Annotated in this window: 20 protein-coding genes; 9 read left to right on the top strand and 11 right to left on the bottom strand. The window is 46.7% G+C overall.

Annotated features, from left to right (window positions below):
- Nucleotides 1-154 precede the first annotated feature (154 nt).
- Together argS and QCB44_RS09540 are read left to right on the top strand one after the other, a co-directional pair.
- Nucleotides 155-1,927, top strand: coding sequence for an arginine--tRNA ligase (gene argS, locus QCB44_RS09535; RefSeq protein WP_279409721.1), 1,773 nt, complete (start codon nucleotides 155-157; stop codon nucleotides 1,925-1,927).
- A complete protein-coding gene (locus tag QCB44_RS09540; RefSeq protein WP_279409722.1) occupies nucleotides 1,927-2,574 on the top strand; it encodes an SPOR domain-containing protein in 648 nt (215 codons plus the stop codon). The genes argS and QCB44_RS09540 overlap by 1 nt, the downstream gene beginning before the upstream one ends.
- Before the next feature lie 33 nt (nucleotides 2,575-2,607).
- On the opposite strand, the gene QCB44_RS09545 is transcribed toward QCB44_RS09540, so the two are convergent.
- Entirely contained in the window at nucleotides 2,608-3,684 is a 1,077-nt protein-coding gene (locus tag QCB44_RS09545) for a GGDEF domain-containing protein (RefSeq protein ID WP_279409723.1), read from the bottom strand.
- A 228-nt stretch (nucleotides 3,685-3,912) separates the two neighbouring features.
- Here QCB44_RS09545 and QCB44_RS09550 point away from each other — a divergent pair, with 228 nt between their 5' ends.
- From QCB44_RS09550 to QCB44_RS09560, 3 genes are read left to right on the top strand one after another with little or no spacing between them, the layout of a single operon-like run.
- Nucleotides 3,913-4,161, top strand: a complete 249-nt coding sequence (locus QCB44_RS09550; RefSeq protein ID WP_279409724.1) for an accessory factor UbiK family protein — start codon at nucleotides 3,913-3,915, stop codon at nucleotides 4,159-4,161.
- Between the two features lie 33 nt (nucleotides 4,162-4,194).
- On the top strand, nucleotides 4,195-5,742 hold the full coding sequence (locus QCB44_RS09555; protein ID WP_279409725.1) for a YifB family Mg chelatase-like AAA ATPase: 1,548 nt from the start codon (nucleotides 4,195-4,197) through the stop codon (nucleotides 5,740-5,742).
- A complete protein-coding gene (locus QCB44_RS09560; RefSeq protein WP_279409726.1) occupies nucleotides 5,742-6,434 on the top strand; it encodes a sulfite exporter TauE/SafE family protein in 693 nt (230 codons plus the stop codon). The genes QCB44_RS09555 and QCB44_RS09560 overlap by 1 nt, the downstream gene beginning before the upstream one ends.
- Nucleotides 6,435-6,471: 37 nt before the next feature.
- On the opposite strand, the gene QCB44_RS09565 is transcribed toward QCB44_RS09560, so the two are convergent.
- The 10 genes from QCB44_RS09565 to rep all read right to left on the bottom strand — a co-directional run bounded on the left by QCB44_RS09565 (nucleotide 6,472) and on the right by rep (nucleotide 21,925).
- A complete protein-coding gene (locus tag QCB44_RS09565) occupies nucleotides 6,472-7,830 on the bottom strand; it encodes a TolC family outer membrane protein (protein WP_279409727.1) in 1,359 nt (452 codons plus the stop codon).
- 60 nt (nucleotides 7,831-7,890) lie between these two features.
- Nucleotides 7,891-8,526 carry a response regulator transcription factor gene (locus QCB44_RS09570; protein WP_279409728.1) on the bottom strand — a complete coding sequence of 212 codons (636 nt, stop codon included), beginning with the start codon at nucleotides 8,524-8,526 and terminating at the stop codon, nucleotides 7,891-7,893.
- 292 nt (nucleotides 8,527-8,818) lie between these two features.
- The gene (locus QCB44_RS09575) at nucleotides 8,819-10,606 is read right to left on the bottom strand and encodes an ABC transporter substrate-binding protein (RefSeq protein WP_279409729.1); all 1,788 of its coding nucleotides are present in this window, start codon (nucleotides 10,604-10,606) and stop codon (nucleotides 8,819-8,821) included.
- A gap of 58 nt (nucleotides 10,607-10,664) precedes the next feature.
- Complete coding sequence (locus QCB44_RS09580) at nucleotides 10,665-11,957, bottom strand: HlyD family type I secretion periplasmic adaptor subunit (RefSeq protein WP_279409730.1); 1,293 nt, start codon at nucleotides 11,955-11,957, stop codon at nucleotides 10,665-10,667.
- 74 nt (nucleotides 11,958-12,031) lie between these two features.
- Nucleotides 12,032-14,221 carry a type I secretion system permease/ATPase gene (locus QCB44_RS09585; RefSeq protein WP_279409731.1) on the bottom strand — a complete coding sequence of 730 codons (2,190 nt, stop codon included), beginning with the start codon at nucleotides 14,219-14,221 and terminating at the stop codon, nucleotides 12,032-12,034.
- 119 nt (nucleotides 14,222-14,340) lie between these two features.
- Nucleotides 14,341-16,281, bottom strand: a complete 1,941-nt coding sequence (locus QCB44_RS09590) for an EAL domain-containing protein (protein ID WP_279409732.1) — start codon at nucleotides 16,279-16,281, stop codon at nucleotides 14,341-14,343.
- Nucleotides 16,282-16,336: 55 nt separating this feature from the next.
- Nucleotides 16,337-17,038 (bottom strand): transglutaminase-like cysteine peptidase, encoded by a 702-nt coding sequence (locus tag QCB44_RS09595; RefSeq protein WP_279409733.1) that lies wholly within the window; start codon nucleotides 17,036-17,038, stop codon nucleotides 16,337-16,339.
- 19 nt (nucleotides 17,039-17,057) lie between these two features.
- Nucleotides 17,058-17,882: an OmpA family protein gene (locus tag QCB44_RS09600; protein ID WP_279409734.1), complete on the bottom strand. Its 825-nt coding sequence runs from the start codon at nucleotides 17,880-17,882 to the stop codon at nucleotides 17,058-17,060.
- 714 nt (nucleotides 17,883-18,596) lie between these two features.
- Nucleotides 18,597-19,784: an iron-containing alcohol dehydrogenase gene (locus QCB44_RS09605; protein WP_279409735.1), complete on the bottom strand. Its 1,188-nt coding sequence runs from the start codon at nucleotides 19,782-19,784 to the stop codon at nucleotides 18,597-18,599.
- A gap of 107 nt (nucleotides 19,785-19,891) precedes the next feature.
- Nucleotides 19,892-21,925 (bottom strand): DNA helicase Rep, encoded by a 2,034-nt coding sequence (rep, locus tag QCB44_RS09610; RefSeq protein WP_279409736.1) that lies wholly within the window; start codon nucleotides 21,923-21,925, stop codon nucleotides 19,892-19,894.
- A gap of 97 nt (nucleotides 21,926-22,022) precedes the next feature.
- Here rep and QCB44_RS09615 point away from each other — a divergent pair, with 97 nt between their 5' ends.
- The 4 genes from QCB44_RS09615 to truD all read left to right on the top strand — a co-directional run bounded on the left by QCB44_RS09615 (nucleotide 22,023) and on the right by truD (nucleotide 25,403).
- Complete coding sequence (locus QCB44_RS09615) at nucleotides 22,023-22,607, top strand: methyltransferase (protein ID WP_279409737.1); 585 nt, start codon at nucleotides 22,023-22,025, stop codon at nucleotides 22,605-22,607.
- A 140-nt stretch (nucleotides 22,608-22,747) separates the two neighbouring features.
- Nucleotides 22,748-23,680, top strand: a complete 933-nt coding sequence (locus QCB44_RS09620; protein WP_279409738.1) for a TIM44-like domain-containing protein — start codon at nucleotides 22,748-22,750, stop codon at nucleotides 23,678-23,680.
- Nucleotides 23,681-23,730: 50 nt separating this feature from the next.
- Complete coding sequence (locus tag QCB44_RS09625; protein ID WP_279409739.1) at nucleotides 23,731-24,189, top strand: hypothetical protein; 459 nt, start codon at nucleotides 23,731-23,733, stop codon at nucleotides 24,187-24,189.
- 155 nt (nucleotides 24,190-24,344) lie between these two features.
- Nucleotides 24,345-25,403, top strand: a complete 1,059-nt coding sequence (truD, locus tag QCB44_RS09630; protein WP_279409740.1) for a tRNA pseudouridine(13) synthase TruD — start codon at nucleotides 24,345-24,347, stop codon at nucleotides 25,401-25,403.
- Nucleotides 25,404-25,451 lie beyond the last annotated feature (48 nt).

Genomic DNA, 25,451 nt, shown 5'->3' on the forward strand with positions numbered 1-25,451 from the left:
TGCCTTCGCTGAGATCGGCAAGAGAATCCTTCTCACATTTGCAGGTGTAATTTAGTAAAATACTCGTTTTATTGCCAGGTGCCGGAAAAAGGCAGCTCGAGCAAACATTCTTGTCGTTTTCCATTTTGCCATTCCAGAAAGTAGAGAGAGCTCCATGAAGCAGCAGATAGTGCAGATTTTAACCCAGGTTGTTCAGCAATTGAAAAATGAAGGCGTGTTGCCAGAAGAGGCCTCGGTGCGCATCAATGTTGAAAACACCCGTGATAAAGCGCATGGAGATCTAGCCACTAATCTGGCAATGATGTTAACCAAGTTAGCGGGCCAACCACCTCGGACTCTGGCGGAGAAAATTGTCAGTGTGATCGAATCGCTAGCGGATCGTGGAGCGATTGAAAAAGTAGAGATTGCCGGCCCGGGCTTTATCAACTTTTTCATGAAAGATGACGCCAAGTTTGCCGTCGTTGAGCAGGTGCTGACGCAGCAGGCTGACTTTGGACGCTGCAATGCAGGGCAAGGTCGTTCAGTTCTGGTGGAGTTTGTTTCCGCGAATCCCACAGGACCTTTGCATGTGGGGCATGGGCGTGGTGCGGCCTACGGAGCGAGTGTCGCTAACCTTCTCGAGGTGGCCGGATTTGACGTCAGTCGTGAGTATTACGTGAATGATGCCGGCCGTCAGATGGATATTTTGGCGACGTCGGTGTGGTTGCGTTATTTGCAACTATGCGGCGAAGAGCTGACCTTTCCAAGCAATGGCTATAAAGGCGACTACATTTTTGAGATCAGTGAAGAACTGCGACGCGAACATGGTGAAACCCTAAGAAAACCGGCATTTGAAGTGTTCACCGGTGTGTGTGCCGATGAAGGGCAAACCGATGGTGATAAAGAAAAGCACATTGACGATTTGATCGCCAAAGCTAAGAATTTGTTGGGCGCGCATCATTATGAAACCGTCTTTAGTCTGGCGCTCAACACCATTCTGGGTGACATTAAAGAAGATTTGGAAGGTTTTAATGTCACTTTTGAAAACTGGTTCTCGGAGCGTTCTTTGATGGAAAGCGGTGTGGTGGATGCCGCTTTGGAAAAACTGCAGCAAGCAGGCAAGATTTATGAGAAAGGCGGTGCCTTATGGTTCAGATCGACTGAATACGGTGATGAGAAAGACCGGGTAGTGGTGCGCGACAATGGCCTTAAAACCTATTTTGCTTCTGATATTGCCTACCATTTCAACAAGCTTGAACGCGGTTTTGACATTTTGATTGATGTGTGGGGGTCAGATCACCACGGTTATATTCCACGGGTTAAGGCAGCGATGCAAGCCATGGATACCAACCCGGAGGCTTTGCAGGTGCTGTTGGTGCAGTTCGCTGTACTTTACCGCGGAGGTGAGAAATTGGCTATGTCGACACGCAGCGGTCAATTTGTCACCTTGCGAGAGTTGCGCGAAGAAGTGGGATCGGATGCGGCGCGCTTCTTTTATGTACAGCGTAAATCTGAACAGCATATGGATTTTGACTTGGATCTGGCAAAGTCGCAGTCGAACGAGAATCCGGTTTACTACATCCAGTATGCGCATGCCCGCATTTCTCGTGTGTTGGAACAGGCCGCCGAAAAAGGATTGGCGTTGGATTTGGAAAAAGGCATGGCCTCTTTGGAGAAGTTAGAGCTGGAAGCTGAAACCGGTTTGGCCGTGCAATTGGCAAAGTATCCTGAGACGATTGCGCGAGCAGCGGTTGCCTATGAACCCCATCAGATTGCGTATTATTTGAAGGATTTGGCGCACGGTCTGCACAGCTATTACAATGCTTGCCAATTTATCGTCGATGAGTCAGAGGTTCGCAATGCGCGCTTAACCCTGATATCGGCGGTACAACAGGTGCTGAAAAACGGTTTGGCGATTCTTGGAGTGAGTGCTCCCGAGAAGATGTGATGTCACGAGATTATCGCTACGGACACCGAGGTCATAAGGGGTTTCAGCGCAAGTCTCAGCAAGTTGAGGCTAGCGATGGTAAGGCAGGCAGCCGAGTCTGGTTAGTTGGGGTGTTGCTTTCATTGTTGTTTGTAGGTGGTTTTTGGGTGGTTGACCACTTTATGGACGGTCAGCCGAAGAGTGTTGCCCCAGGCCTGTCTGAAATCTATGGCGAAGTAAACGCAGAGGTGATTGAGCCACCTAAAAGCTCGGCAATTACGGTAGAGGCGCTGCAACCTGTTCCTAGAAATCATGATGATGAAGGGCGCGATCGGCCCGAAAAATTAGAGAATCCAACCTACAGCTTTTATCAGGGGTTGAAAGAAACCGAAGTGGTGGTTGATGCCGTTCCCATTTCGGTTGAACTCGAGCATGCTTATTATATTCATGCCGGAAGTTTTGGGTCTGAGGCGGTGGCGCTGAAAGAACAACGGCGGTTAGCGAGATTAGGACAGGCTGTTGATTTGTCGCCATTGCACAGCAAGGGAAAAACCTACTATCGTTTACGTGTCGGCCCTTTCCATGACCGTTTAGAGATGAACCGAAAACGTAATGAACTGAGGCAGCTTGGTGTGGATACTTTGCTGGTCAGGGCGCCCAAGAATTGATAATAAAGCGAGAGCCTTTTTTCAGTTTGTCTGTTAAGGTGCGATTGACGGACGACCCATTTCATTTTCGTCAACAATGCAGTTTCGCCCTTGCCTTTTTGCTTCATAGAGAGCCTTGTCAGCGCGTGTTATCAGCTCTTCCGCACTGTCATTTTCATTATGGAAGCAGGAAATTCCAAAAGAAGCTGTGATGGTGCGAAGCGGTTCGCTTGAGTCTTTTCGTTTAAGCACGGCTGATTCAATGCCAGATCTGATTTGCTCAGCGCGTTCTCTCGCCTCTTCTAGGGACGCATTTGGCATGATGATCGCAAATTCTTCCCCGCCATAGCGACAGATCGTCTCATGGCGCTTTTGATTTTTCTTCATTATGTTCGCAAAATAGCGTAATACGCTATCACCCACTAAGTGGCCGTACGAATCATTGAAGCGTTTAAAGTGATCGATGTCTGTAAAGATTAGGCAGAAGCCGTGGAGATCGCTGCCTTCGTTAAAATTGATAATGGTTTCTTGTAAGGCATTGTTAAAGGCTTTACGGTTGCCGATTTCGGTCAATTCATCCGTCAGTGCCGCAGTTTGCGCTTCTAGAAGTTCTTGGCGCAAATGCTTGATTTCATCAGAACTTAGCATCATCTCTTGCTGAAAGAGTCGGTTGCTTTCATTCATTGATTGTGCAGTTGAGATAACCGTATGAGTGATTTTCTTCAGTTCATTGGCATCAATGTCAGGATTGGCAAGCGAATGTGCGCAATCGTCTAACTGTTGGGTGTGCTCTTCGAGTTTGTCGCTCCACAGATTCATTTTTTGAATCATGAGATTCAGCAGTCGGCGAAAGGCGCGATCGAACTCGCCTGTAGCTTCCATTTCTTCTTGAAGGTATTCCTGATAGAGGCGTTTCCCTGCACGGTCGTTATAGCCAAAAGGATCCTGCAGAATAGACTCCATCTCGGAACGGAATTGAGGGTTGTCTCCTTTTAAGAACTCATACCAGACATAGTAATTCAAAGGGGTTGGATTAATCTCCTGCTCTTCAAAGTCATTCACTAAACGTGCAAAAATCCGTTTAGCTTTTTCTGGTGCATCATTGATGTTTAGCATGCCTTGTATTCCCATTATCTATTCTCTCGTTCCTATTTTTTGGGAGCAAAAGTAATTGGTTAAATTTTATCATGAAACGCAATTGTTCCGGCTGAAACAGGGATAATTTTTAGGGAGATATGGAGGCCAAAAAGAGCTCTTTTATAGGAGGTAAACTGGTTTCTCCAGGATAAAGATAGTATAGTCCAACAGATTAGCTCGTAATGCTTGTTAGAGTTCCTGAAAGTCTTTAAGGGGGTATAGATGTTTTCACCAAAGCAGCTGGAAGAGATCGTTCAGAACTTATCTCAATTGATTCCTCAGGGAGCAGGACAGATTCCAGAAAATATTCATGCGCAAATCAGAGCCACCTTAAATTCCGGCTTACATAAAATGGATTTAGTGACTCGTGAGGAGTTTGACATTCAGCGTGGAGTTTTAGAAAAAACACGTGAAAAACTGGAAAAGCTTGAGAAAAAGCTAAACCAGTTGGAAAACAGCAAGCCTTTATAGAAAGTTTTGATCCAGACAAATTGAGGTTTAAAAGTGTTAGCTTCGGTAGTCACTCGTGCATCAGTCGGAATTGATGCCCCTAAGGTTGTAGTGGAGGTGCATGCCAGTAATGGTTTGCCTGGCTTTTCTGTCGTCGGGCTTCCTGAGGCATCGGTTCGAGAGAGTAAAGACCGAGTTCGTAGTGCGTTATTGAGTTGTGGGTTTCAACTTCCTCCCAAACGAATTACGGTTAATCTTGCCCCTGCCGATTTGCCTAAATCTGGCGGGCGTTATGACTTGGCTATTGCATTAGGTATTCTCGTCGCTACAGAGCAGCTGCGCGTCAGTCTTGACGACTATGAATTTTTAGGCGAGTTAAGCTTGAATGGTGAAATTCGTGAGGTCCCGGGCGTGTTACCATCGGTTATCCGTGCGCAAGAGGCCGCAAGCTGTTTGGTTATCCCCGCAGGCAATCTTAAAGAGGCAAGTCTGGCGATCAAACCAGCGGAGGTGTTTGATGAGCCCGCAGCGGAGGCTGGCAAGGTACTGGTTGCGAATCATTTGTTACAATTGTGCCGTTTTTTAATGGATCAAGACACACTGATTGAAGCCAAGACGCAACTGTTTGATCAGCCATTTTACGATGTGGATTTGTCTGATGTAAGGGGGCAGGCCCAAGCAAAACGCGTTCTTGAATTGAGTGCCAGTGGCGGACATTCACTGTTGATGGTCGGCCCTCCCGGTTCGGGCAAGAGTATGTTAGCGCAGAGGTTGGTCACACTTTTGCCCGAGCTTAACCGGGAGCAAGCCATGGAGTTGGCCACTATTCATTCGGTAGCCGGGAAAAGAATTGATTTAGAAAATGGCATCAGGCGGCAAATAGTCAGTCCTCACCATACGGCTTCCTCAGCGGCATTGGTAGGCGGTGGGAGCGTTCCAAAACCAGGTGCAATCAGTTTGGCGCATCATGGGGTTTTATTTTTGGACGAACTGCCTGAGTTTTCACGAAATGTGCTTGAGGCTTTAAGGGAGCCGCTGGAGACCCGCCGCGTTGAAATTTCCAGAGTTAGTCAGCAGGCCTCCTATCCTGCCAACTTTTTACTGGTAGCCGCGATGAATCCCACTCCAAGCGGTTATTTTCCAGACGACCCTCATGGCCGCTGTAAAGATTCTCCGGATCAAATCGCTCGTTACCAGCGGAAAGTGTCGGGTCCACTGTTGGATCGGATTGATCTGCATCTTGAAATTCCGCCGGTTGATTTTGATTCATTACAGACCAATGTATCGTCGACTCATGAAGAGACCAGCGAGCAGATTAGGGAACGGGTTACCCGTTTGCATGATATGCAGCGTAGGCGGCAAGGTTGCCTTAATAGCGAATTAACTTCCGTGCAAATTAAAGAACACATAGAAATCGATCAACAGGGCAGCCAACTTTTGAAAAATGCGATTGAAAAAATGGGAATTTCTGCGCGTAGCTACCATCGGATTTTACGAATAGCCCGAACGTTGGCTGATATGGAAGGTAACGATGATGTTAAGGTGCCACACCTGGCAGAGGCGATCGGTTATCGAAGCTTTGACCGAAACGGGATCAATTAATGGAGTCGATTTGGATTACTGCTGTCATTGTCGGTCTACTGGGCGGCGTGCATTGTTTAGGAATGTGCGGGGGAGTCGTCGGAGCATTAACGTTTAGTTTAGATCCCCGTGTACAGCGAAGCTGGCCAAACATGTTGTTATATCAGTTGGCTTATAACGGCGGGCGAATTTTTAGTTATATGTTAATCGGTTCCTTGTTTGGTTTCTTGGGAATGGCATTGGGTTCTTTAGCGGCTCTGTTACCCGCTCAGCAGTTATTGCAGATACTTGCTGGCTTTTTTATGCTCGCACTGGGCCTCTATTTGGCGGGCTGGTGGAATGGCGTTGTGGTGGTTGAAAAACTTGGGAAAAGGCTTTGGGCAAAGATGCAACCTTATGCACAAAGATTGACGCCGGTTCGCTCACTGCCTCAGGCCTGGTGGTATGGAATGGTCTGGGGGTGGTTGCCATGTGGTTTGGTTTACAGCATGTTGATTATGGCATTGAGTGCCGGAGGCGCTGTAGAAGGGGCTTTGGTGATGCTGGCTTTTGGGTTGGGAACGCTGCCTAATTTAATGTTAATGGGAGTGTTTGCTTTTTATTTCACCCGTCTGGCAAGGCAGAAATGGCTCAGAATAATGGCTGGGTTAGGGGTGATGGCGCTTGGTTTTTGGCAATTTTATTTGGCGCTAACATTGCAGGTTGGGCATTAATGAAATCCCGGAGAATGGCTTCTCCGGGATGATGTGCTTAGTTTTCGGCATATTGAGCATCGACATTCACCATATCAAGCTGAATGTCCATGTTGTCCAATAGAGTCCCCATGCCATTTAGGATTCGGTACTTGGCGATTTTATATTCTGTTTCACTGTTTACCAGCGTTCTCAACGCACTGATGTATTCATCTTCAGTATTGAGCAGATCGAGCAACGAGCGGCGCCCCAGACTGAACTGTTTGCGATAACCTTCTAAAGTTTCATAGGTTAGCTTAATATGTGATTGCACATAGTCAAGCTGAGATCCTACGTATTGATATGCGTTCCATGCATAATTGATGTTTTCAATAGCCTGTCGACGACTGTTGTTACGGATTTCAACCGCTTGTTGCATAGCGCTGGCCGTGCGATCTCTTTCCGCTTTGTCTTTGCCGCCATTATAGAGATTGTAGCGGAGTCGAACCATTGCCTGAAAATCTTCGTTGCGACCTTCGATGCCAGCCAAGTTATGATCCCACGTTCTTTCAACTTCGAGATCAACACGTGGATAGTAGTTTCTTTCGGAAAGATCATATTGTGCTTGGGCTTCGGAGATGTCCGCATTAGCGGATAAGATTGTCGGGTGGCTGATTAATGCGGTATTAACCGCTTCATCAACGGTTTTAGGCAAGATTAGGTCAGATGAGGGCGGGATTAGTTCACTGTCTGGAAAGCGGCCTAAGACTCTTTGAAAACGTGACATAGTATCCGTATAGTTGTTTTTTTCCGCCATTAGATTTGACTGAGCGAGCGCCAGTCGAGCCTTGGCCTGATCTACTTCAACCTGGTTCCCGATTCCTGCTTCAAAACGTTGAATGATTTGATCGAGAATTTTTTGATGAGTCGAAACATTATCTTCCGCTAGTTTAAGCAGTTCTTTTTGTTTCAAAAGGTTCAGATACGCTTCTGTCATATCCAATGCAATTTGATTGGCGGTCGCATAGACTTGATACGCCGCAGCACCAAGGCGATGTTGCTGACGTTTAATTTCATTTTCAGTCGCAAAGCCTTCAAACAGGTTTTGGGTTAGTCTAACCGCCGTTTCGCGTCGGGTTAGGCCATCGCCAATATTATCTACTGTTTGGTTATCTACTTCTTCGTATCCGATACCGGCCGAGACATCAATGGTTGGATACCAGCTGCCTTTTGCACCGCGAAGGTCTGCTTCAATAGCACGATAAGCTTTAACTTGTTCACGTAATTCCGGGTTATGAAGAATCGCGTCTTCCACGGTCTGGTTAAGTTCAATAGCTTGTGTCGGTAAGCTCAACGCCATTAACGGGAGTAACAGAGCAATTGTTTGGGTAAGACAGTTGCGTCTTGAAGATAGTGAGGATAAGCGTTTGGTGTTCATGTTGAGTACCTCTCTGAAAAGAAGTTATTAGTTGGCAACAACGGCTTTGCGTTATTTTTTTTAGTCATTGCCCCAGTTTTTTATTTTCATTGCTAAGCTTAGTCGATCTTTGGTTTCAAATTTTTGAAAAATATGTTGTAAATGCGCCTTTACGGTGCGTTCAGTAATGTCCAATATTCGTGCTATTTCTTTGTTAGAGTGGCCGTCGATGACCTGCTCAACTACCTCAATCTCCCGTTCAGTCAGTATGTCTCGCCAGGATTCATTCACCAAAGTAGACGGAGTAGTTAACCCCTGAATCATGGCTTGCATAATGTTTTGACCAAGCCAAATATGTCCCTGATTAATTGTTTCCATGGCTTGGTGGATACGTTCTTGATTAGCAAAGGTATTTAGATAGCCACGAATTCCCAAGCTAAAATAATGCAGGCCTTCTTGCGTTTCGGGCTTATTGCTAAACAGCAAAATTTTTGCACCTTGTTGGCTAAGTCCTTTTATTAAGGAGTCATTAACTTCATCCGATTTATGTAGAAATATTATGCTGTCTTCAAGCTGGGGTACCTCATTGAGCACTTCCAGGTTGTGGATGATTTCTGCTTCTCCTTTGCAACTTATTAGCCAGTTTTTTAACGCGTCCGGTTCTCGAGCGTAAATATAAGTAGGCCCCGTTGTCAAAATCGTATCCTCAATCAGCATATATTTTTTCTTTATCTTTGATTCTACTCGCAAAATTGAATAATGCAATTAAGCTTGCCTGCTTCTCATAGGTAATTTTTATTACCCATGAACTTCATTATCGTCAAGATTGAAAGAAGGGGGTGAGTGTTTGTATAAAATTGTTATTTTGTTGTGTGTCATAGAATTTTCCTGTTAGTCGGTAGTTTTGGCAATGTTTAAAAGCAAATAATGCGGACAAAATGGGTAAAAATAATGTAAGTAGTTGGTTTGAGTAACATATTCTTGACGTCGTGACTCAGCAAGTAGCGGATTATAGGTTTTGATATTTTTGTTTAAGTGTTTTTAGTTCGTTTGTCATAGGGTGAGATGGGCATTGGCGGATTACAAAATTAGCTGTCTGAATGACGTTTTTCCAACGTGGATTCTTTGGGATGGTCTCTAAAGAGAGATACTTGTCCAGAGTTCTTGTTTTGGCCGTACCATTGTCTAAACTGACTCTCCAAAGCCTGCTTTGATCGGCAAGTTGGATTTTGGATAGCTCCATTTCTTCTTCCCAGATCAAGAGTGACAGTTGCATGATTTCAACTAGGCCTGCTAAGAATTGTTGCTTGTCGTCTTTTTTGCAGTTTCCTACTTTTTTAGGCGCTAACGCCAGGGCTTTCAGTTGACGAATTTCTGAGGTGTCGATGGCCATGCATAAAAGATATCGATGGGATTGAACTTGAAAGGGGGCAATGGACCAGCTACAGCTGAGAGTGTCTCCTTTGCGTGTTTGAACTTTATTAATGAGGTCAAAACCAGTTTGGGTCTTTAATGCGTTTTCTAGCGCTTTTCTGAAATGTATACGATGAGTTGGAATGATCAATAATTCAAGGGCATTCTGAAATTTTACTTCGCTGTAATGCCAACCAAATGTTTTTTCCGCTTTATGGTTCCATTGCATAAGACGGTATTGTTCATCGATCAACATCACTGGAATAGGGGAATGGTCGAGCATCGCGTAGAGCTGCTTGCGTGCCCGGCTGGCGCGTTGTAGAAAAATATAGCCCCGAATGGCCACTAATACTGCGATGACGGTAATTAATCCAAGAATGATGATGGTCAAATAGGATGAAGACTCTGGCTCTTCGGGATTGGGTTGGTATAAAAAATCGTTTAAAGAGCGATTCAAATCCTCAGGGATAAGGCCTTGTTCTTGATAGGCGGCTTGAATGTGCTGCCAGCGTTCAAAAGTCATGTAACCGGGTTTGATTAAGTTCGATCGCATTAAATCACGCATAGAAGATGCTTCGTACAAAAGAGCCTGCCTATCTCGTGAAGTCGGATAGTTTTTCAATATATGATCTACGGTTTCTTCTATGTGATTCATGGCGTATTGCCATCCTTCGAAACTGGCTTGAGCAAAGCGAGTGGCTAGGTCAGGATGATTTTGGATGATTCTTTCTGTTGTAAAAAGGTTGTCTCCATAGAAATCAATGCCAGCGTTGCGCGGAGAGAAAATGTAGTAATTCAGTTTTTTTTGTTCGAGCTCGTAAAGTTCTGTAGTGGTGTAAATACTCATCGCATCCACCGTTTTATTGGTCAGCTCAGTTGTATGAAAAGAGTGGGGAACGGTGTGAATCCGTTCGCTCTTAACCCCTTTTCTCATTAGATAAGCAAGGAGTTCGGAAGCTCCCTGTTCCATCATTACTGTGCGATTGGTTAGTTTTTCGACTTGATCAATGCCGCTATCCTTCAGAGAAACTAAAGCCAAGGGAGAGTGCTGTAAGATTACCCCCAATACTTTAACGGGATCTCCTTGATGGTAACGGATCATCAGTTCACTATTGCCAATACCGAATTCAGCGTTCCCGTTAAGTACGTTGGTAACAGGATCCTGATTGGGTTTGGCGGAAATAAACTGGGTTGCAATTCCTTGTTGCTGGTAAAACCCCTTGGCTTGAGCCATGTAATAGCCAGCAAATTGAAATTGGTGATCCCATTTCATCTGGAGCCGTACTTGGGTTAGAGGACTGGTTTGGGCGACTGTTTGTCCGCTTAACAGCCATAAGGGAATTAAGTGTACAAAGAACAGGATGAAAGCACTGCGAATCGTCATATGCGTTTGCAGTCTCGTGTAGGTAGGTTGGTGAAGCACACTTTATTTCCAATACTGGCTATGATTCGCGTAATGCCAGTTCCCTGGCTTTGATAATGGGTTTTAACAAGTAATCTAATATTGTGTGCTTACCAACAATGATATCAACACTCGCCGTCATCCCCGGTAGTAGGTAAAGAGGCATCTCCTCAGTGCCAAGGTGATTTTTAACAGTTTGGATGCGAGCAATGTAAAAGCTATTGCCTTCCTCATCAGTAATGGTGTCAGCTGAAATTCTTGTCACGGTGCCTTCTAAACCGCCGTAAATCGCAAAATCATAGGCGGTAAATTTTACTTTTGCTTTAAGGCCAGGGTGAATGAAGCCAATATCCGATGGCAAAATCTTGGTTTCGAGAATCAGTCGATCGTCATTTGGAACGATTTCAACGATGTCGCTTCCTGGTTGGACGACGCCGCCGATGGTATTGACCAAAAACTGTTTAATGGTTCCGTTGACCGGTGAGGTGACAGAGGTGCGTCGAACGCGGTCGGCCAGCGCTGTACTCGACTGTTCAATCTGGCTGATTTCGGCCAACACATCATTCAGTTCTTGATGCGCATCATTCATGAACTCTTCTTTGGCCTGGATACGCTTGTTTTCAGCTTCCTGAATAATGGATTTGAGTTTTGGAATGCTGTTGCGCGTGGTCTTGAGTTTGCTGAGCGCATCGTTTTCTTCACGCTGGGTTTTAAGCAGGTCGACTTCGGAGGCAATTCCCTGTTTCACAAGGGGTTTCATCATGCTGATTTCGCGCGAGAGGAGTTTGTATGAACGAGTCAATTGCACTTCCTGGCTATAGGCCTCTTTCAGTTCCAGCTTATGCTGTTCGATTTGCGAAGCTAGAATAGAATCTTGAGTTAGCAGTTGCTTTTGACGCGATTGATAAAGATCGTATTCGCGATCATATAAAGCTTGTTCAACTGGGTTGTCAAAGGCCTTCGGTGGTTCGAATTTATTGCCAAAAGCTTCGGCACGCAAGCGCTCAGCCCGAGCTTGTAATTGCATGGAACGTACTTGACTTTCTCCGAATGAACTGGCGAATTGGGTATTGTCCAACTTTAGGATAACATCGCCTTTTTTGACTTTGTCGCCCGCTTGAAAAAAGATATTTTCGACAATCCCGCCTTCAAGGTTTTGGACGATTTGTATTTTTGAAGAAGGCACAACCTTGCCTTCACCACGTACAATTTTGTCGAGTTCGGCATAGTTTGCCCATGTGATTAGCCAAATAATCACCAAAAGCATCACCCAGACAAGAATTTGTGACTTGCGTGTCGGTTTTTCGAGAGCAGCCTGACTTAGACTGTCCATAAACTCGAGGTCGTCATTGCTTACCCTTTGTTTGGGATGCATTGGGTTTGTAGATTGGTTCTTGTCCGTCATATTTAATGGCTTTTGTTAATGCGTCCTGTTTTTAAAGCTTCCAGAACAGACTGTTTTTCACCGTCCGCAATGAGTTTTCCGTTATCCATAACCATGAGGCGTTCGGTCAGTTGCAGCAGACTCATTTTGTGAGTCACTACGATAGAAGTATTTTTTATGGTGCCTTCTTTCAAACGGTCAATCATCATCTGTTCGGACTTGGCATCTAATGAATTCGTGGGCTCATCGAACAGGTAAATAGGCGCATCTATCAATAGCGCGCGGGCGACACCGATGCTTTGACGCTGTCCGCCAGACAGTGATTTACCCCCTTCATTGATTTTCAGGCTATATCCTGATGGGTGCTGCTTAACAAAGTCATCGACTCCGGCCAGACGGGCCGCTTTAATAATGCGATCATCCTCAATATAGGGTGCTCGATAGGCGATATTTTCTCGGACATCACCGCTGAAGAGGGTCACTTCTTGGGGGACATAGTTGATGTTACGTCTCAATTCAGCAGGATCAAGTTGGGTAATATCGATTCCATCTATCAAGATCGTTCCCTCTGTTGGGGGGTAGAAGCCGAGGATCAGTTTTTCGATCGTGGTTTTTCCTGAACCGATACGACCGATGATGCCCACTTTTTCGCCCGGCTTGATTTTAAAGCTCACATGGCTCAGAGCCGGTTTGGTTTCACCAGGGTAGGTGAAGCTGACATCAACGAATTCAATCGAGCCCTCAAAGTGCGGGTGTTGGATGAAACGTTTTGATGATGGACGCTCAATCTCTTTTTTCATTAACTCATTCAGACTGTTCAGGGCGGTACGGGTTTGATGATAACTAGATGTCAAGTTGGCAAATTGTCCCATTGGCCCGATTGCACGTTGACTGAGCATGACCGTAGCGATAAGCCCACCCATGGTAAGGTCACCTTCTTGAATCAGATAAACACCGGATAGCACAATCAGTACAGTACTCATTTGTTGCATAAAGCCTGTTGCCCGCCCAATAGAGCTTTGCAGCATTTTAGAACGGATGCTGGCACGGGCGATTTCTCCAACCGCTTGTTCCCATTTCCATTGAGAGTGAGCTTCCACGCCCAAGGATTTAATGGTGTCGATGGCGGTCAGGGTTTCGATCAGAACCGCATTTTTTTGGCTGTTTGCTTCGTAAGTGGCTTCGATGCTGTGTTGAATCGGGCGTTTGAGAAGGAGGCTGTAGAGCATAATCAGAAGGATGATGCCAATGGGAACCAAAACAATGCTACCCGCAATGTAAAAGATCACCAGAAGGAAAATGATGACAAAGGGAAGGTCAACCAAAGAGGCAATGGTTCCTGAGGTAAAGAAGTTTCGAATACTGTCGAACTCACGAAGGTTATTGGCAAAGGCTCCAATGCTTCCTTCGCGATTTGCCATGGTTAACCCGAGTGTTTGTTCAAAAAGTTTGGCTGACATTAGCACATCGCTTTTTTTACCGGCCACCTCCAGAAAATAAGAGCGAAGAAATTTAAGAATAATGTCGAACATATACACTACGCTGACCCCTATAGCCAGGACCCATAGAGATTCAATCGCGTTGTTGGGAACGACGCGGTCATAGACATTCATTACAAACAGTGGGTTGGCCAGGATAAATAGGTTGATGACGATCGAGGCGATCAAAACATCACGATACACTGAACGAGAAGACCAGAGCGTACTCCAGAACCAATGGCCTTTTTCAATGCCGATTAAGCTCTCTTGTTTATTTTCATAGAAGCTTTTCTGGGTCAAGTAGACCGCATAGCCAGTGTAGTCGTCTTCAAGAGAGGCAAAATCAACGACCTTCTTTCCCTCTTCATTTTCGGGAAAAAGCAACGTGGCTTGCTGGTTATCAAAATCTAAGTGCTCAAGTAGGCAGGCCTGCTGATTTTTAAGAATAAGAATGCATGGAAGCACCAGGTTTGACAACTCATCGAGCCGTTTTTGTTTGAAGCTCGCGGCTAAACCAGCACGGCTCGCAGCACGTTTAAAGATATCTGGTGTAATGGCTTCGGACTCAATAGGAAGGCCAGCAATCAAAGAATCTTTCGAAACGGGGTTTCGATTGAGCTTGCTGTACAACACCAAACAGTCAAGCAGGGGACTGTGAATGCCTTGGTATGCCGATTTTTTTTCATTCTCGATCACATCGTTGGCAATAACGGTCTCTGTTGAAGGTTGATCCATAAGGTGTCCTGCGTAGTCTGTCGGTTAAGGCTGCTAGTTTATAGGGCTATTAAATAAATTTCAATCTTAAGGTTTGATGACTAAGGTTGTTGATGTAAAACTGTTTTTTAGCTATTTCCTTAGTCATCGAGTGGTTTAGGGGCGCCAAAATAGTAGCCTTGAAATAAATTGACTCCCAATTCTATAAACGCATCTCGTTGCGTCTCATTTTCTATTGCCATAGCGATGACTTTAATGTCCAAGCTTTCTGCCATTTCACATAAACTGGAAACATAAGACTGTGTTTGTTCATCACTTTCAATCGCCTTGGTAAAAGCGGCATCCAGCTTGACGTAATCAGGTTTTAGCGATTGGAGGTAGCGCATATTGGTAAAGCGACTTCCAAAATGATCGATACCAATGGTGATGCCCAGTGATTGGAGTGACTGAATGAATTCATGTACCTGTGTTTCTTGCTCCAAAATGAGCTGTTCATTGAGCTCAAAAGCCAGTTTGCTGCGATAGTCATAAGAGGGTTTCAAGATTTGCTCAAGCCAGTTAGGAAGCGTATCGTGAAGTACGAATGAGCGCGTTAAATTGATTGCCAATCGGTGTTTTTCTGTATGTCGCTTCAGATGGTCAAAGACTAATTGAACCACATGTTTTTCTATTTTAGGCATGAAGCCGGTCTGATCCACGGCAGGCATAAAGTAACCAGCAGAGTGGACATTACCTTCTTCATCTCGTAGGCGGATAAAAACTTCTTTGTCGTGGATTTTGCCATCTAAAGAGTGAGTGCTCTGCTGAAAAAGCGTGAAACGCTGTTCTTGCAGAGCAGCCTCAATGCGTTGTTTCCAGGTAGCCAGCTGCTGTTCTTGATTACTCTCATTAGAAGCATAGAAAACATGGTTCTGGCCCTGATCATCCGCTTGTTGAATGGCGTAGTCCAGAGCGGCCAGCAGGCTAGCGCGTCGATCACCGGGAAGATAGTTTTTAAAAGCAATTGACACCGAAGTGGTTGTCTCAGGGGCATTTAGCTTTGAAAGTAAGTCAGGAAGGCTATTTGCAATTTCTTGCAGTCCGTTTTGAACTGCTGCGGCCTCTGCGCCAGGTGTTAAGGCAACCAGCTCGGTTCCGTTGAGACGAGCAAAAAGCGCGGATTGTGTCGGCAAGTGTTTAAGCATCTTGGAGGCTAACGATTTCATAAGTTGATCCCCGATCAGGTAGCCATAACGGTCATTGAGCGCCTTGAGATCATGAATGCGAATCAGGCTGATCATCCCGGGAGAGGCTTCTTCTGGGTCAAGTAAGGTGTCGACCAGCATTTCAAAATGGCGACGGTTGCTTAATCCCGTCACGCTGTCTTGATACGCCATTTTTTGTAATTTTTCGGCCGTTTTTGCATCGCGTTCAAATACGGTTTTCATTTTCTTGACCATGGCGTTCATCGCACTGACCACTTGTTTGAATTCGGTCGTGGTGGGCAAGCTTTCTTGGAGTAGATACTCTTTTCGAACGATGGCCTCAGCCTGCTTTTCCATGGCTTTAAGCGGTTTAAGCATCCAGCGTAATGTGGCGATGATAATAGTGATGGCTATGAAGGCGGCCAATCCAAACCACATTGAGAGATTGAGTACGGCCTTCCATAGCTCAATATAGGCATAACCAGCATGACTGGTGACGGAAAGGGTGCCGGTCGGCATCCAGCCGGATTGTACGACGGCTTCAGCGGTAGGCGTTTGCAGGTCAATAGCATGGATAAACCAGGAGGGAACGGCTTCCATCTCTTTTGGGTTGGTACGCTGGTAAAGGATGTTGTTGTCGAGATCGGTCAGAGTAATGTCAGAATAATAGCCGCGGTCAAATACCGCATTAATCATTGTTTCCATCGTGGAAAGATCGTTCGGGTCTGCATTGGTGCTGAGAGAAAGCCCAAGTGAGGTGGCGGTATCCTGAGCATGCGAACTTAACTGGTCCTGCAAAAAATGGCGGGTATTGTTAAGATTAAGCACAAAAGTGCCTAATAACAATACCAGTAGCAAGGATGCGATAAAAATCATCATCTGTTTGTTTAAGCTCATAAACCTTTCCTTGTAGTGCCAAAAAACCACATTAATTGTTGCTAACTATGGGTTTTTAATCATTTTGCAGTTTTTTCAACAACGAATTCCATTGTTTGAGTTTATTCGTGCCACCTTTTACCTCTTTCCCTTTGCCTCGTTGTCTAGAAAGCCAGAGACCGTCACCGTTAAAACTGTAAATAGGGACCAAGTCTTTTCGTTTGGTGGCTTGAAGGATTCTAGGATTAATATTATCGAGTACAAGGGGAATGGATCTGGGAGTTTCAAAATAGGTAAGTACCATATGTGCCTGTTTTAATCGCACGGCTTTAACGTAAGTCAGGTAAAGCTTTTCTTCCGGCACTCCAAGCGCTTTTAGGGTGAAATATTTGGCTATGACAAAATCTTCGCAATCACCGGCATCCGTTCCAAGAAATTCGATAGGCGTAGCCCAATAGTCTTTTTTTCCCCAATGCTGTATATCAGAGGTAAAACGAACTTGGTTGAAGAAGTTGTTGACCACTCGTAGTAGCTCCTTTTCAGGGCGCCCTTGATTTTCATCAACCATTTGTTGCCAAGCACGCATCCTTTTTTCAGCTAAAGGTCCATACTTTGCCTTGGCTTTGATCAGTTGTTCACCTGTGATGACTCGCGTTGGCGAGTCTACACTGGCACTAAGTAGGCCTGCCGATAAGCCTGTCAGCAAAACGAGAGCGAATTTCGCTCCCTTTAGGTAGGTTGAAAGTTGGGAGCGAAAGGGTAGACCATTGGCAGGCATGAAGTGTGATTACAGACTTCTATTCCGGAAGTTTCTGGAACTGCTCCGGAAGTCTTGAAGCCGCTTCTTCAGGAAGGTCATCACGTTTGATAACCTTCATTTCAATGCGACGGTTTTCATGTCGTCCTTCTGCCGTGCTGTTATCCGAAATCGGAGATGTTTCACCTTTACCCATGATGAGGATCTGATCGTCTTTAAATCCTAGATTACGAATTAAGAACTCCTTCGCACTGTCCGCACGACGCCATGAAAGCCCCAGGTTATGTTCATTACTTCCGGTGCTATCGGTATGACCGGTAATAAGCACCACCTCTTTGCTTGTCAGTTTTTTCAATCGACTTGCGTTTTGATCCAGGATTGACGCCTGATCGTCGCGAATGACTGAAGAGTCGATGTCATAAACAATATTGCTAAGAACGATGACTTCTGGCTTGCAGCCAAATTCATTGACCTTGGTCCCTAGAGGGGTGTCCGGACATTTATCTTTGTCGTTCAGAACGCCATCTCTATCGGTATCCAGATCGAATGGGCAGCCATTTTCATCGACAGCTACACCCAAAGGGGTATTTGGGCATAGGTCTTTACTGTCAGGGACGCCATCTCGGTCACTGTCTGGTTCACAACCTAAGAAGTTGACTTTAACGCCAGGAGGAGTGTTTGGGCATTGATCGTTTCTATCTAAAACGCCATCCGCATCACTGTCTTGTTCACAGCCTAGACGGTTTACTTTACTTCCCATGCGGCTATTCTGGCAATGATCAAGGCGATCAGGAACACCATCCTGATCTAGGTCTGGGTACATTTGAGTGTAGGCGTCCGGGTCATCTTTATGCAGAACTTGCATCGCATAAGGTGTTTCTTCTTGAGGTTTTGCTTCCTGGCTGGAACAACCTGACGTTCCTGCTATAGCCAAAGCGATCAGTGACAGCCAGAATTTAGGTAATTGAGGTTCATTGCGGTACATTTGGACCCTCCTGATGATATTTTCTAATATCTAATGCATGGCGATGCAGTCTTGGATATGGCTACAATCGCACGTTATTTTTAAACCTTGACCACGACTAAATGCTCATTTGTGGTGTCAGACCGCTAAGAGTTCGACAGTAAGGTACCATGGTTGATTAAGTCCAATTATGGAAGCTTTTATTGCAAAAATACAAAACAGATTGTGTGTTTTATCATGCGCTTATAGGTAAGTCGTACCGTTGTAGTTGCAATAATTGCTTACCTTTTCAATATTCAACCATAAACTCACTGTCATTGGCCAGCGTAATTTGCCCTGATTCTGACAGGGAACCCATTTAAGAACATAAGTTGAGGGATTAGCTACGCGCTTTACGGCGCCATCGTTTGTTTTCTGGTCAGTTAAATTTTTCTTAAATGGGTGTTCTGGCCAAACTCGGTATGAGTCGTTCTGGTATTCAGTTCTTGTGAATTCTCTATGGCTATCCCTTTTTTCACAATTAAAAAAAGGGGAAAAAAAGGTAAAAATGCTCTGATTTTTACCTGTAAAGGAGGGCTTGTAGCTTGTTTAAGCAATAAAATCCAGGCCGGGAGATTAAAGTGCTTCCAAGATGGCTTGCAGTAGCTGATCATCCGTCAAGGTAACGGGGTTGCCAAGCATGCTGCCACTGCGGCAACTATTCAGCACCGGTTGCAGATTGTCACTTCGCAAGCCGAATTCAGTCAGGCCTTGAGGTGTGTAACGCTGTGCGTAATCAGCCAATCGTTCGATTAAGCGCTCCAATGGCTGGTCTTGTGCAGTGTCCGTGAGAAGCAATCTGGCGATCTTTTCATATTTGCCCAGGGTTTGATTGGCCTCCTCGGTAGCGGCTGTTTTCAGTGTTTCAATATTCCGGCGGGTAATCGGTGCTAGCAATTTGGCACACACCAATCCGTGAGGTGCCTCAAAAAAGGCCCCGATAGGCCCTGCCAGACCATGCACGGCACCCAAGCCCGCGTTGGCCAGAGTGGTACCGGAAAGGGTGGCGGCGAGCATTAGGCGGCCGTAGCCATCTTGTTGAGCTTGTTCATCCGGACTGTTAATGGCGTCAAAGGCACCTTTGAATAGCGTCATGCCTTGGAGGGCCAGGGCATCCGTGATCGGATTCGGTTTCAAGGTGACGTAGGATTCAAGCAGCTGGGTGAACGCATCCATCCCGGTGGCGTACAGCACGTCTTTGGGACAGCTTTTTAACAGCTCGGGATCTAGCCAGGCCTCCTGGGCGAGAAGTTTATTGTCCCGGAACGATTTCTTAAATTCGCCGAGTCGTGAAAGCACCGAATTTTTGGTGGTTTCGGAGCCGGTGCCTGCGGTGGTCGGAACCGCCACGAACGGACAGGTTTCAACGTTAAATGGTTTGCCGGCTCCGACGCCTTCCAGATAGTCCATCACCGATGTTTGTGAAGGAATCAAACCGGCAATCGCTTTGGCCGCATCAAGCACACTGCCGCCGCCAACTCCGATGACCGCCTGGGTGTCAGCAGGGCATTGGCGAACGATTTCGTCGACCAGGTCCGGGGACGGTTCACCGGATACGGTAAAGTGCAGCACATGGCGATTGGTTTCCAGCAGTGCATCGCGCAGTTGTTGCCCGAACTGGCCGGGTTGGCTCAAAGTGCGTCCGGTGATCAATACCAGTTTTCCGGAATAGCGTTGCTGGAGGGAGTCAATCAGTTGGTGGCGAATTCCCCAGCCGAAATTCAGGTGAGGCATCGGGGCGAACTGAAACGGGGCAATAGGCATGTGAACTCTCCAATAGTAAAGGTTTTATTGTAAAAGTAACCGCGCACGCATCGCAAAGTGCATAAACCGCCAAAGCCGAACAGGCCTGGTCAAAATGGCCGGGGTATTTAATCGCGCTTTAAAAAAGACTTAAGATTCGCAATCTGCGCGTTGCCGTGTTCCATTTTTTCCTGTTGACTTAGCTCCACTCCGGGTTTGCCTTCCCATTTGAGAATGTCCTGTGGCAGTTCCTCCAGAAAACGGCTTGGTTCACAGGCCATGTCTTCACCGTATTTGCGGCGTTTGGTCGCATAGGTCATGGTGAGGGTTTGTTGGGCGCGGGTAATGCCGACATAGGCGAGGCGGCGTTCTTCTTCCAGGCCGGGCGATTCCAAATTCTGTTTATGTGGTAGCAATTCTTCTTCCATGCCGATGAGGAAGACATGCGGAAACTCGAGTCCCTTAGAGGCATGCAAAGTCATCAGGCTGACCATGTCATGCTCTTTGTCCGACTCGTTACGTTCCATCATATCCATCAGGGTCATGTGGGCGACAATGCTGGCCAGTTTTTTCTCTTCGCCATCTTCTTCAAGCGCTTTGTTGATGATGCGTTCGATCCACAGCACCAGTTCGCGAACATTATTAATGCGGCGTTCGGCGGTTTTAGGATTGCTTGCGGTTTCATGCAGCCAGTTGTCGTATTCCAGCGTTTCGATCAACTGGCGTACGAAAGAGATCACCGCTTCACCTTCGGCATGGTCCGCTTCCTGGATCCAGCCGAGTAGCTGTTGACCAAAAAACTGCACGCGTTTCAACGCTTTTTCTGACAGCACGGTGGTCAATCCGAACTCTTGAGTGGCGTCAAACAGGCTGATGCCTCGCCTGGTCGCATAGGTGGCGAGTTTTTCCAGTGTGGAGGCCCCAATCTCGCGGCGCGGTGTATTGATAATGCGCAAAAAAGCGGCATCATCATCCGGGTTGACGATGAGTTTGAGGTAACTCATCACGTCTTTGATTTCGGCGTGATCAAAAAACGACTTACCGCCGGAGATCACATAAGGAATATTCTGTTCGCGCAGCGCGCGCTCCATCAAACGAGCTTGGTGATTGCCTCGGTAGAGAATCGCATAATCACGGTTTTTGGTGCGGTGCTTAAATTTATGGACGATGATTTCGGAGACGACACGTTCCGCTTCCTGGTTCTCATTGGCGCAGGCGATGACGCGAATGGGATCGCCTAACCCCATTTCACTCCATAGGGTTTTTTCAAACACGTGGGGATTATTGGCGATGAGCGTGTTGGCCGATTGCAGAATGCGGTTACTGGAACGGTAGTTCTGTTCCAGCTTGATGACTTCCAGGGCCGGAAAATCCTCTTTAAGGAGCACCAAATTTTCCGGCTGCGCGCCGCGCCAAGCGTAAATCGATTGATCATCGTCGCCTACCACGGTAAAGCGTGCCTGAATCCCGACCAACTGTTTCACTAGCGCATATTGTGCGGCATTGGTGTCCTGGTATTCGTCCACCAGTAGGTAACGCACACGGTTCTGCCATTTATCCAGGATGTCCGGATGGTCGTTAAACAGCTTAACCGGCAAACCGATCAAATCGTCAAAATCCACGGCATTGTAGGCTTTGATCTGTTTCTGGTAGGCCTGGTAGAGAATCGCACGTGCCTGTTGTTGAGCATCTTCCGCCATCTCCAGCGCGCGTTCCGGGCTGATGTGGGCGTTTTTCCAGTTAGAGATATCCCATTGCACGCCGTCGAGGAGCTCCGGATCCAGCGTCTGTTTGTGCATCAGCTCTTTTAGAATCTGACCGCTATCGGTCGCGTCCATAATCGAAAAGTTAGCTTTATAACCCAGCGCTTTATATTCTTGGCGAATGATATTGAGGCCCAGGTTGTGAAAGGTGGAAACATTCAGGCCTTTGGTGTTTTCATCTTTCAGCAGTTTGCTGACGCGCTCTTTCATCTCTTTGGCCGCCTTGTTGGTAAAGGTTACGGCATAGATGTTGTGTGGTCGGTAGTCATGCTGGCGAATCAGGTAGGCGATCTTTTCCGTGATCACGCGGGTTTTGCCAGAGCCGGCTCCGGCCAACACCAAAGCAGGGGTTTCGATATGTTTTACGGCTTGGTATTGACGTTCGTTCAGACTATGCATGATGGTTTTACAAGCAGGCTTTTTTCAAAGATTAAGTAGCAGAAAAGGTACAATATAATAATTCAAAACGCGACGAATTACTCTAGGAAAAACCACTATGGCGAGCATTGAAGAACTCAAACAAGATCTGCATATTGAGGCCGAGTTGATGGGCAAACCGCTTAAGTTTGCCACCACATGGGGCGTTTTCAGTCCACGCGAGATCGATTCCGGTACCGACTTGTTTCTGAAACACCTTGAAATTAAAGAGGATGAGGTGGCGTTGGACATCGGTTGCGGCTATGGGCCAATCGGTCTGGCGATTGCCGCCAATGCGCCCAAGGGGCAGGTTCATATGGTCGATAAAGACTTTGTAGCTGTGGAGTACGCGAATAAAAATGCCCACCTGAATGGTTTGCAGAATGCACAGGCCTATCTCTCCAACGGGTTAAGTGCGGTTCCCAAAGAGCTGCAGTTTACGACGGTGGTTTCCAATATTCCCGCCAAAGTAGGTAAGGAGATGTTAAGCATTATGTTGCATGACATTCATGCTCAGCTTGCTCCAGGCGGGCAGTTGGTCGTGGTAACGATCAATGGCTTGCGCCAGTATATGAAGCGTAACTTTATGGAAGTGTTTGGCAATTACGAAAAGGTCAAGCAGGGCAAAGATTACACCATTTCTCGGTGTATTAAGCAGGACTGATGATTGTTTGTTGGCCTGAGTTTGGCAAAAAGTTGTGATTATTTATGGCCTTGTCTAAAATGCAGAATCAATACTGATTTGCACTAAGTGGCGGTTGTGCCAATAGTGAGGTTGTTTCATCTGTTACAAGGGAGTAGAGAGTGAAAAAAATTTGGGTTGCATGGTTTACCGTATTGATTGCAATGTTGTCGTTTGCACAGGTTGCGGAAGCCAAACGGTTTGGTAGCGGAAGCAGCATCGGTTATTCAAAAAAGGTGCCGGCTAAGTCCTATAACACTGCGCCGACCGCGCCGTCTAAATCTACTTCTACCGCCGCTGCCACAACCAAGTCGGCCAGCGGAGCCTCAAAATGGTTAGGCCCTTTGGCAGGATTGGCTGCCGGCGGATTGTTGGCGGCGATGCTGTTTGGTGATGGCTTTGAAGGGCTGCAAATTATGGATCTGTTGATCTTTGCGCTTATTGCCTTTATGTTGTTTAAGCTGTTTGCGGCTCGGCGTCAATCGATGCAAACCTCACAAGCAGAGATGCGCTCAGATTATGGTTACGTTGAACCGAACCCGAAAAAGCCAGTGGCCCAATATCGCGAGCCGGCATCCGTTCAGCCGGTGCAGCCGGCTAATCCTTCACAGGTTGAAGGTTCCATTATCGGCTCGGCATTAGGGGATGCCCCAACGCAGCATGCCGTTAAACTCAATGAAGCCCCAGATTGGTTTGATGCCGAACAGTTTGTGGAAGGGGCCAAAGAGCATTTTAAATCTTTACAAAAAGCGTGGGACAGCTTGGATGTCAGCGAAATTCGTGACTACTGTACTCCGGAGCTGTTTGCTGAAATTGAGAAACAGATGATTGGCCGGTCTGCGGGCGATAGTGTTACCGTGGTGGATACGCTTTATACTGAGATAGCAGATATGGTCGTGGATGGAGAAGACTTTATCGTCAGCCTACGATTCAGCGGCTTTATTCAGGAAGCGGCTGACGAGTCGGCTCATGCCTTTCGTGAAATTTGGCATATTCGACGCGCCGCTGTTGGCGAAGGAACCTGGTTGGTCGCGGGCATTCAGCAGGAATCCTAAACGGTTGTTAATCAATTGGCGATTGACGCCAGCATGCTTGAGGGGGAAAGATGCGGTTGATTCAGTTAAACAGGGTGGCTTGGGTTCTGTTGGCTGGCTTTTTATCAGGCCTGTTAACCGGGTGTTCAAAAGAGCCTATTGAATTGGAGTCTGCGGAGATGGTCGAGAATCTCGATAAAGGCTCCGGGAATTTTGACCGGGTATTGAAGATCTGTTTTAACCACCCATTGCATGATGAGTATTACCATAAGGTTGTCATTCTCACCAACGAGTCCTTTAAGGTTGAGGGTGAAGGCATGTTACGGCCACTGGCTTCCGACCCAGACAGTAAGTGTCAACTGAAAAACGTTTACCTTTATATCAACAAGAACTCCCCGCCGGGCGCTCGGGAAATGATTAAGGACTACGTGGTACGGGGCAATGTCCGGCAAGTGCTCATCCAGGTTTATGATTCAAAACCGGAGGGCAAAGTTCGCCCGATCAGTGAGCGTGTGTTTGAAAACCTCTAATCATCTCGTTCTGTGATTTTCTTTAGTTGAATCTTGATCATTTAAAACTCAGCGGGCCTGCTGAGTTTTAACCTTTTGCGGTTTGTACTACAGTGGTGAATCTTTCTCCGTTTCATGTCGCTGTAATGCTATCCTGATTTCTAAGAGCAATATTTATGAATTCATCAGTTGCAAGCCATATGGCCGGTTTGGCGTATGCTTACGGTCAACCTCAATGCCACGGAGCTTATAAAGTGACGCCTGAAGATTTTGTGGTTGAAGAGCGGATCGCTTTTGAACTCAGTGGAGAGGGAGAGCATCTCTGGTGCTGGGTTGAAAAACGGGGAGAAAATACCGATTGGGTTGCTCGCCAGTTGGCGCAATGGGCCGGGGTGCCGGTATCGAGAGTGGGGGTGGCCGGGCAAAAAGACCGACATGCGGTGACGCGCCAGTGGTTCAGTATTCAGCTGCCTGGAAAGCAGGATCCGGAAATCGCGGCCTTCGATCATGAAAATGCTTGTATTCTTAAGTGTGTGCGTCATCAGCGTAAGTTGCAACGAGGCGGGCTTAGCGGTAACCGGTTTGAAATTACGCTTCGTCAATTGAGCGGCGATTGTGCGGATTTAGAGCAAAGGTTGTTTGCAATTCAGCAGGGCGGGGTGCCGAATTATTTTGGAGAACAACGCTTTGGCCGCAATGAAAATAACTTACGTCAGGCCGGTGCCTTGTTTAGTGGCGAATTAAAGCGTGTCAAACGTACTCAGCGAAGTTTGATCATCTCTGCTGTGCGTTCCTGGTTTTTTAATCGTGTCCTCAGTCAGCGCATCGAGCAGGCCTGTTGGAATCAGTTTTTACCGGGGGATGTTCTGCAATTAACCGGATCCACCCGCTGGTTTGCCGATGATGGCAGTGACGATTTGGCGGAGAGAGTCGCAAGCGGCGACCTTTCTCCAACCGGTCCGCTGCCGGGGCAGGGTGATTCGCCATCAAAAAACCGGGCTGGCGCGCTCGAGGCCTCGGTCTTGCAGGAACGCCCCGAATGGTTGACAGGGTTGGAAAAATTGGGCTTAAAGCAAGATCGGCGCGCGCTGGTGTTGCGTCCCGGCGATTTTAACTGGGAGTGGCTAAAGAGCGATGAATTCAATGAATGCCATCCCGATTTGAAACTGTGTTTTTCTCTGCCTTCCGGAAGCTTTGCCACGGCGGTGATTCGGGAGCTGATTCAGACGCAGTAACTTGCTGGAAAATGGTCAACTCAGGTGTTCGGCGTGAAGGGGTTATGC

The organism is Thiomicrorhabdus sp. zzn3 (assembly GCF_029767755.1).
In the GTDB taxonomy this organism is placed as follows: domain Bacteria; phylum Pseudomonadota; class Gammaproteobacteria; order Thiomicrospirales; family Thiomicrospiraceae; genus Thiomicrorhabdus.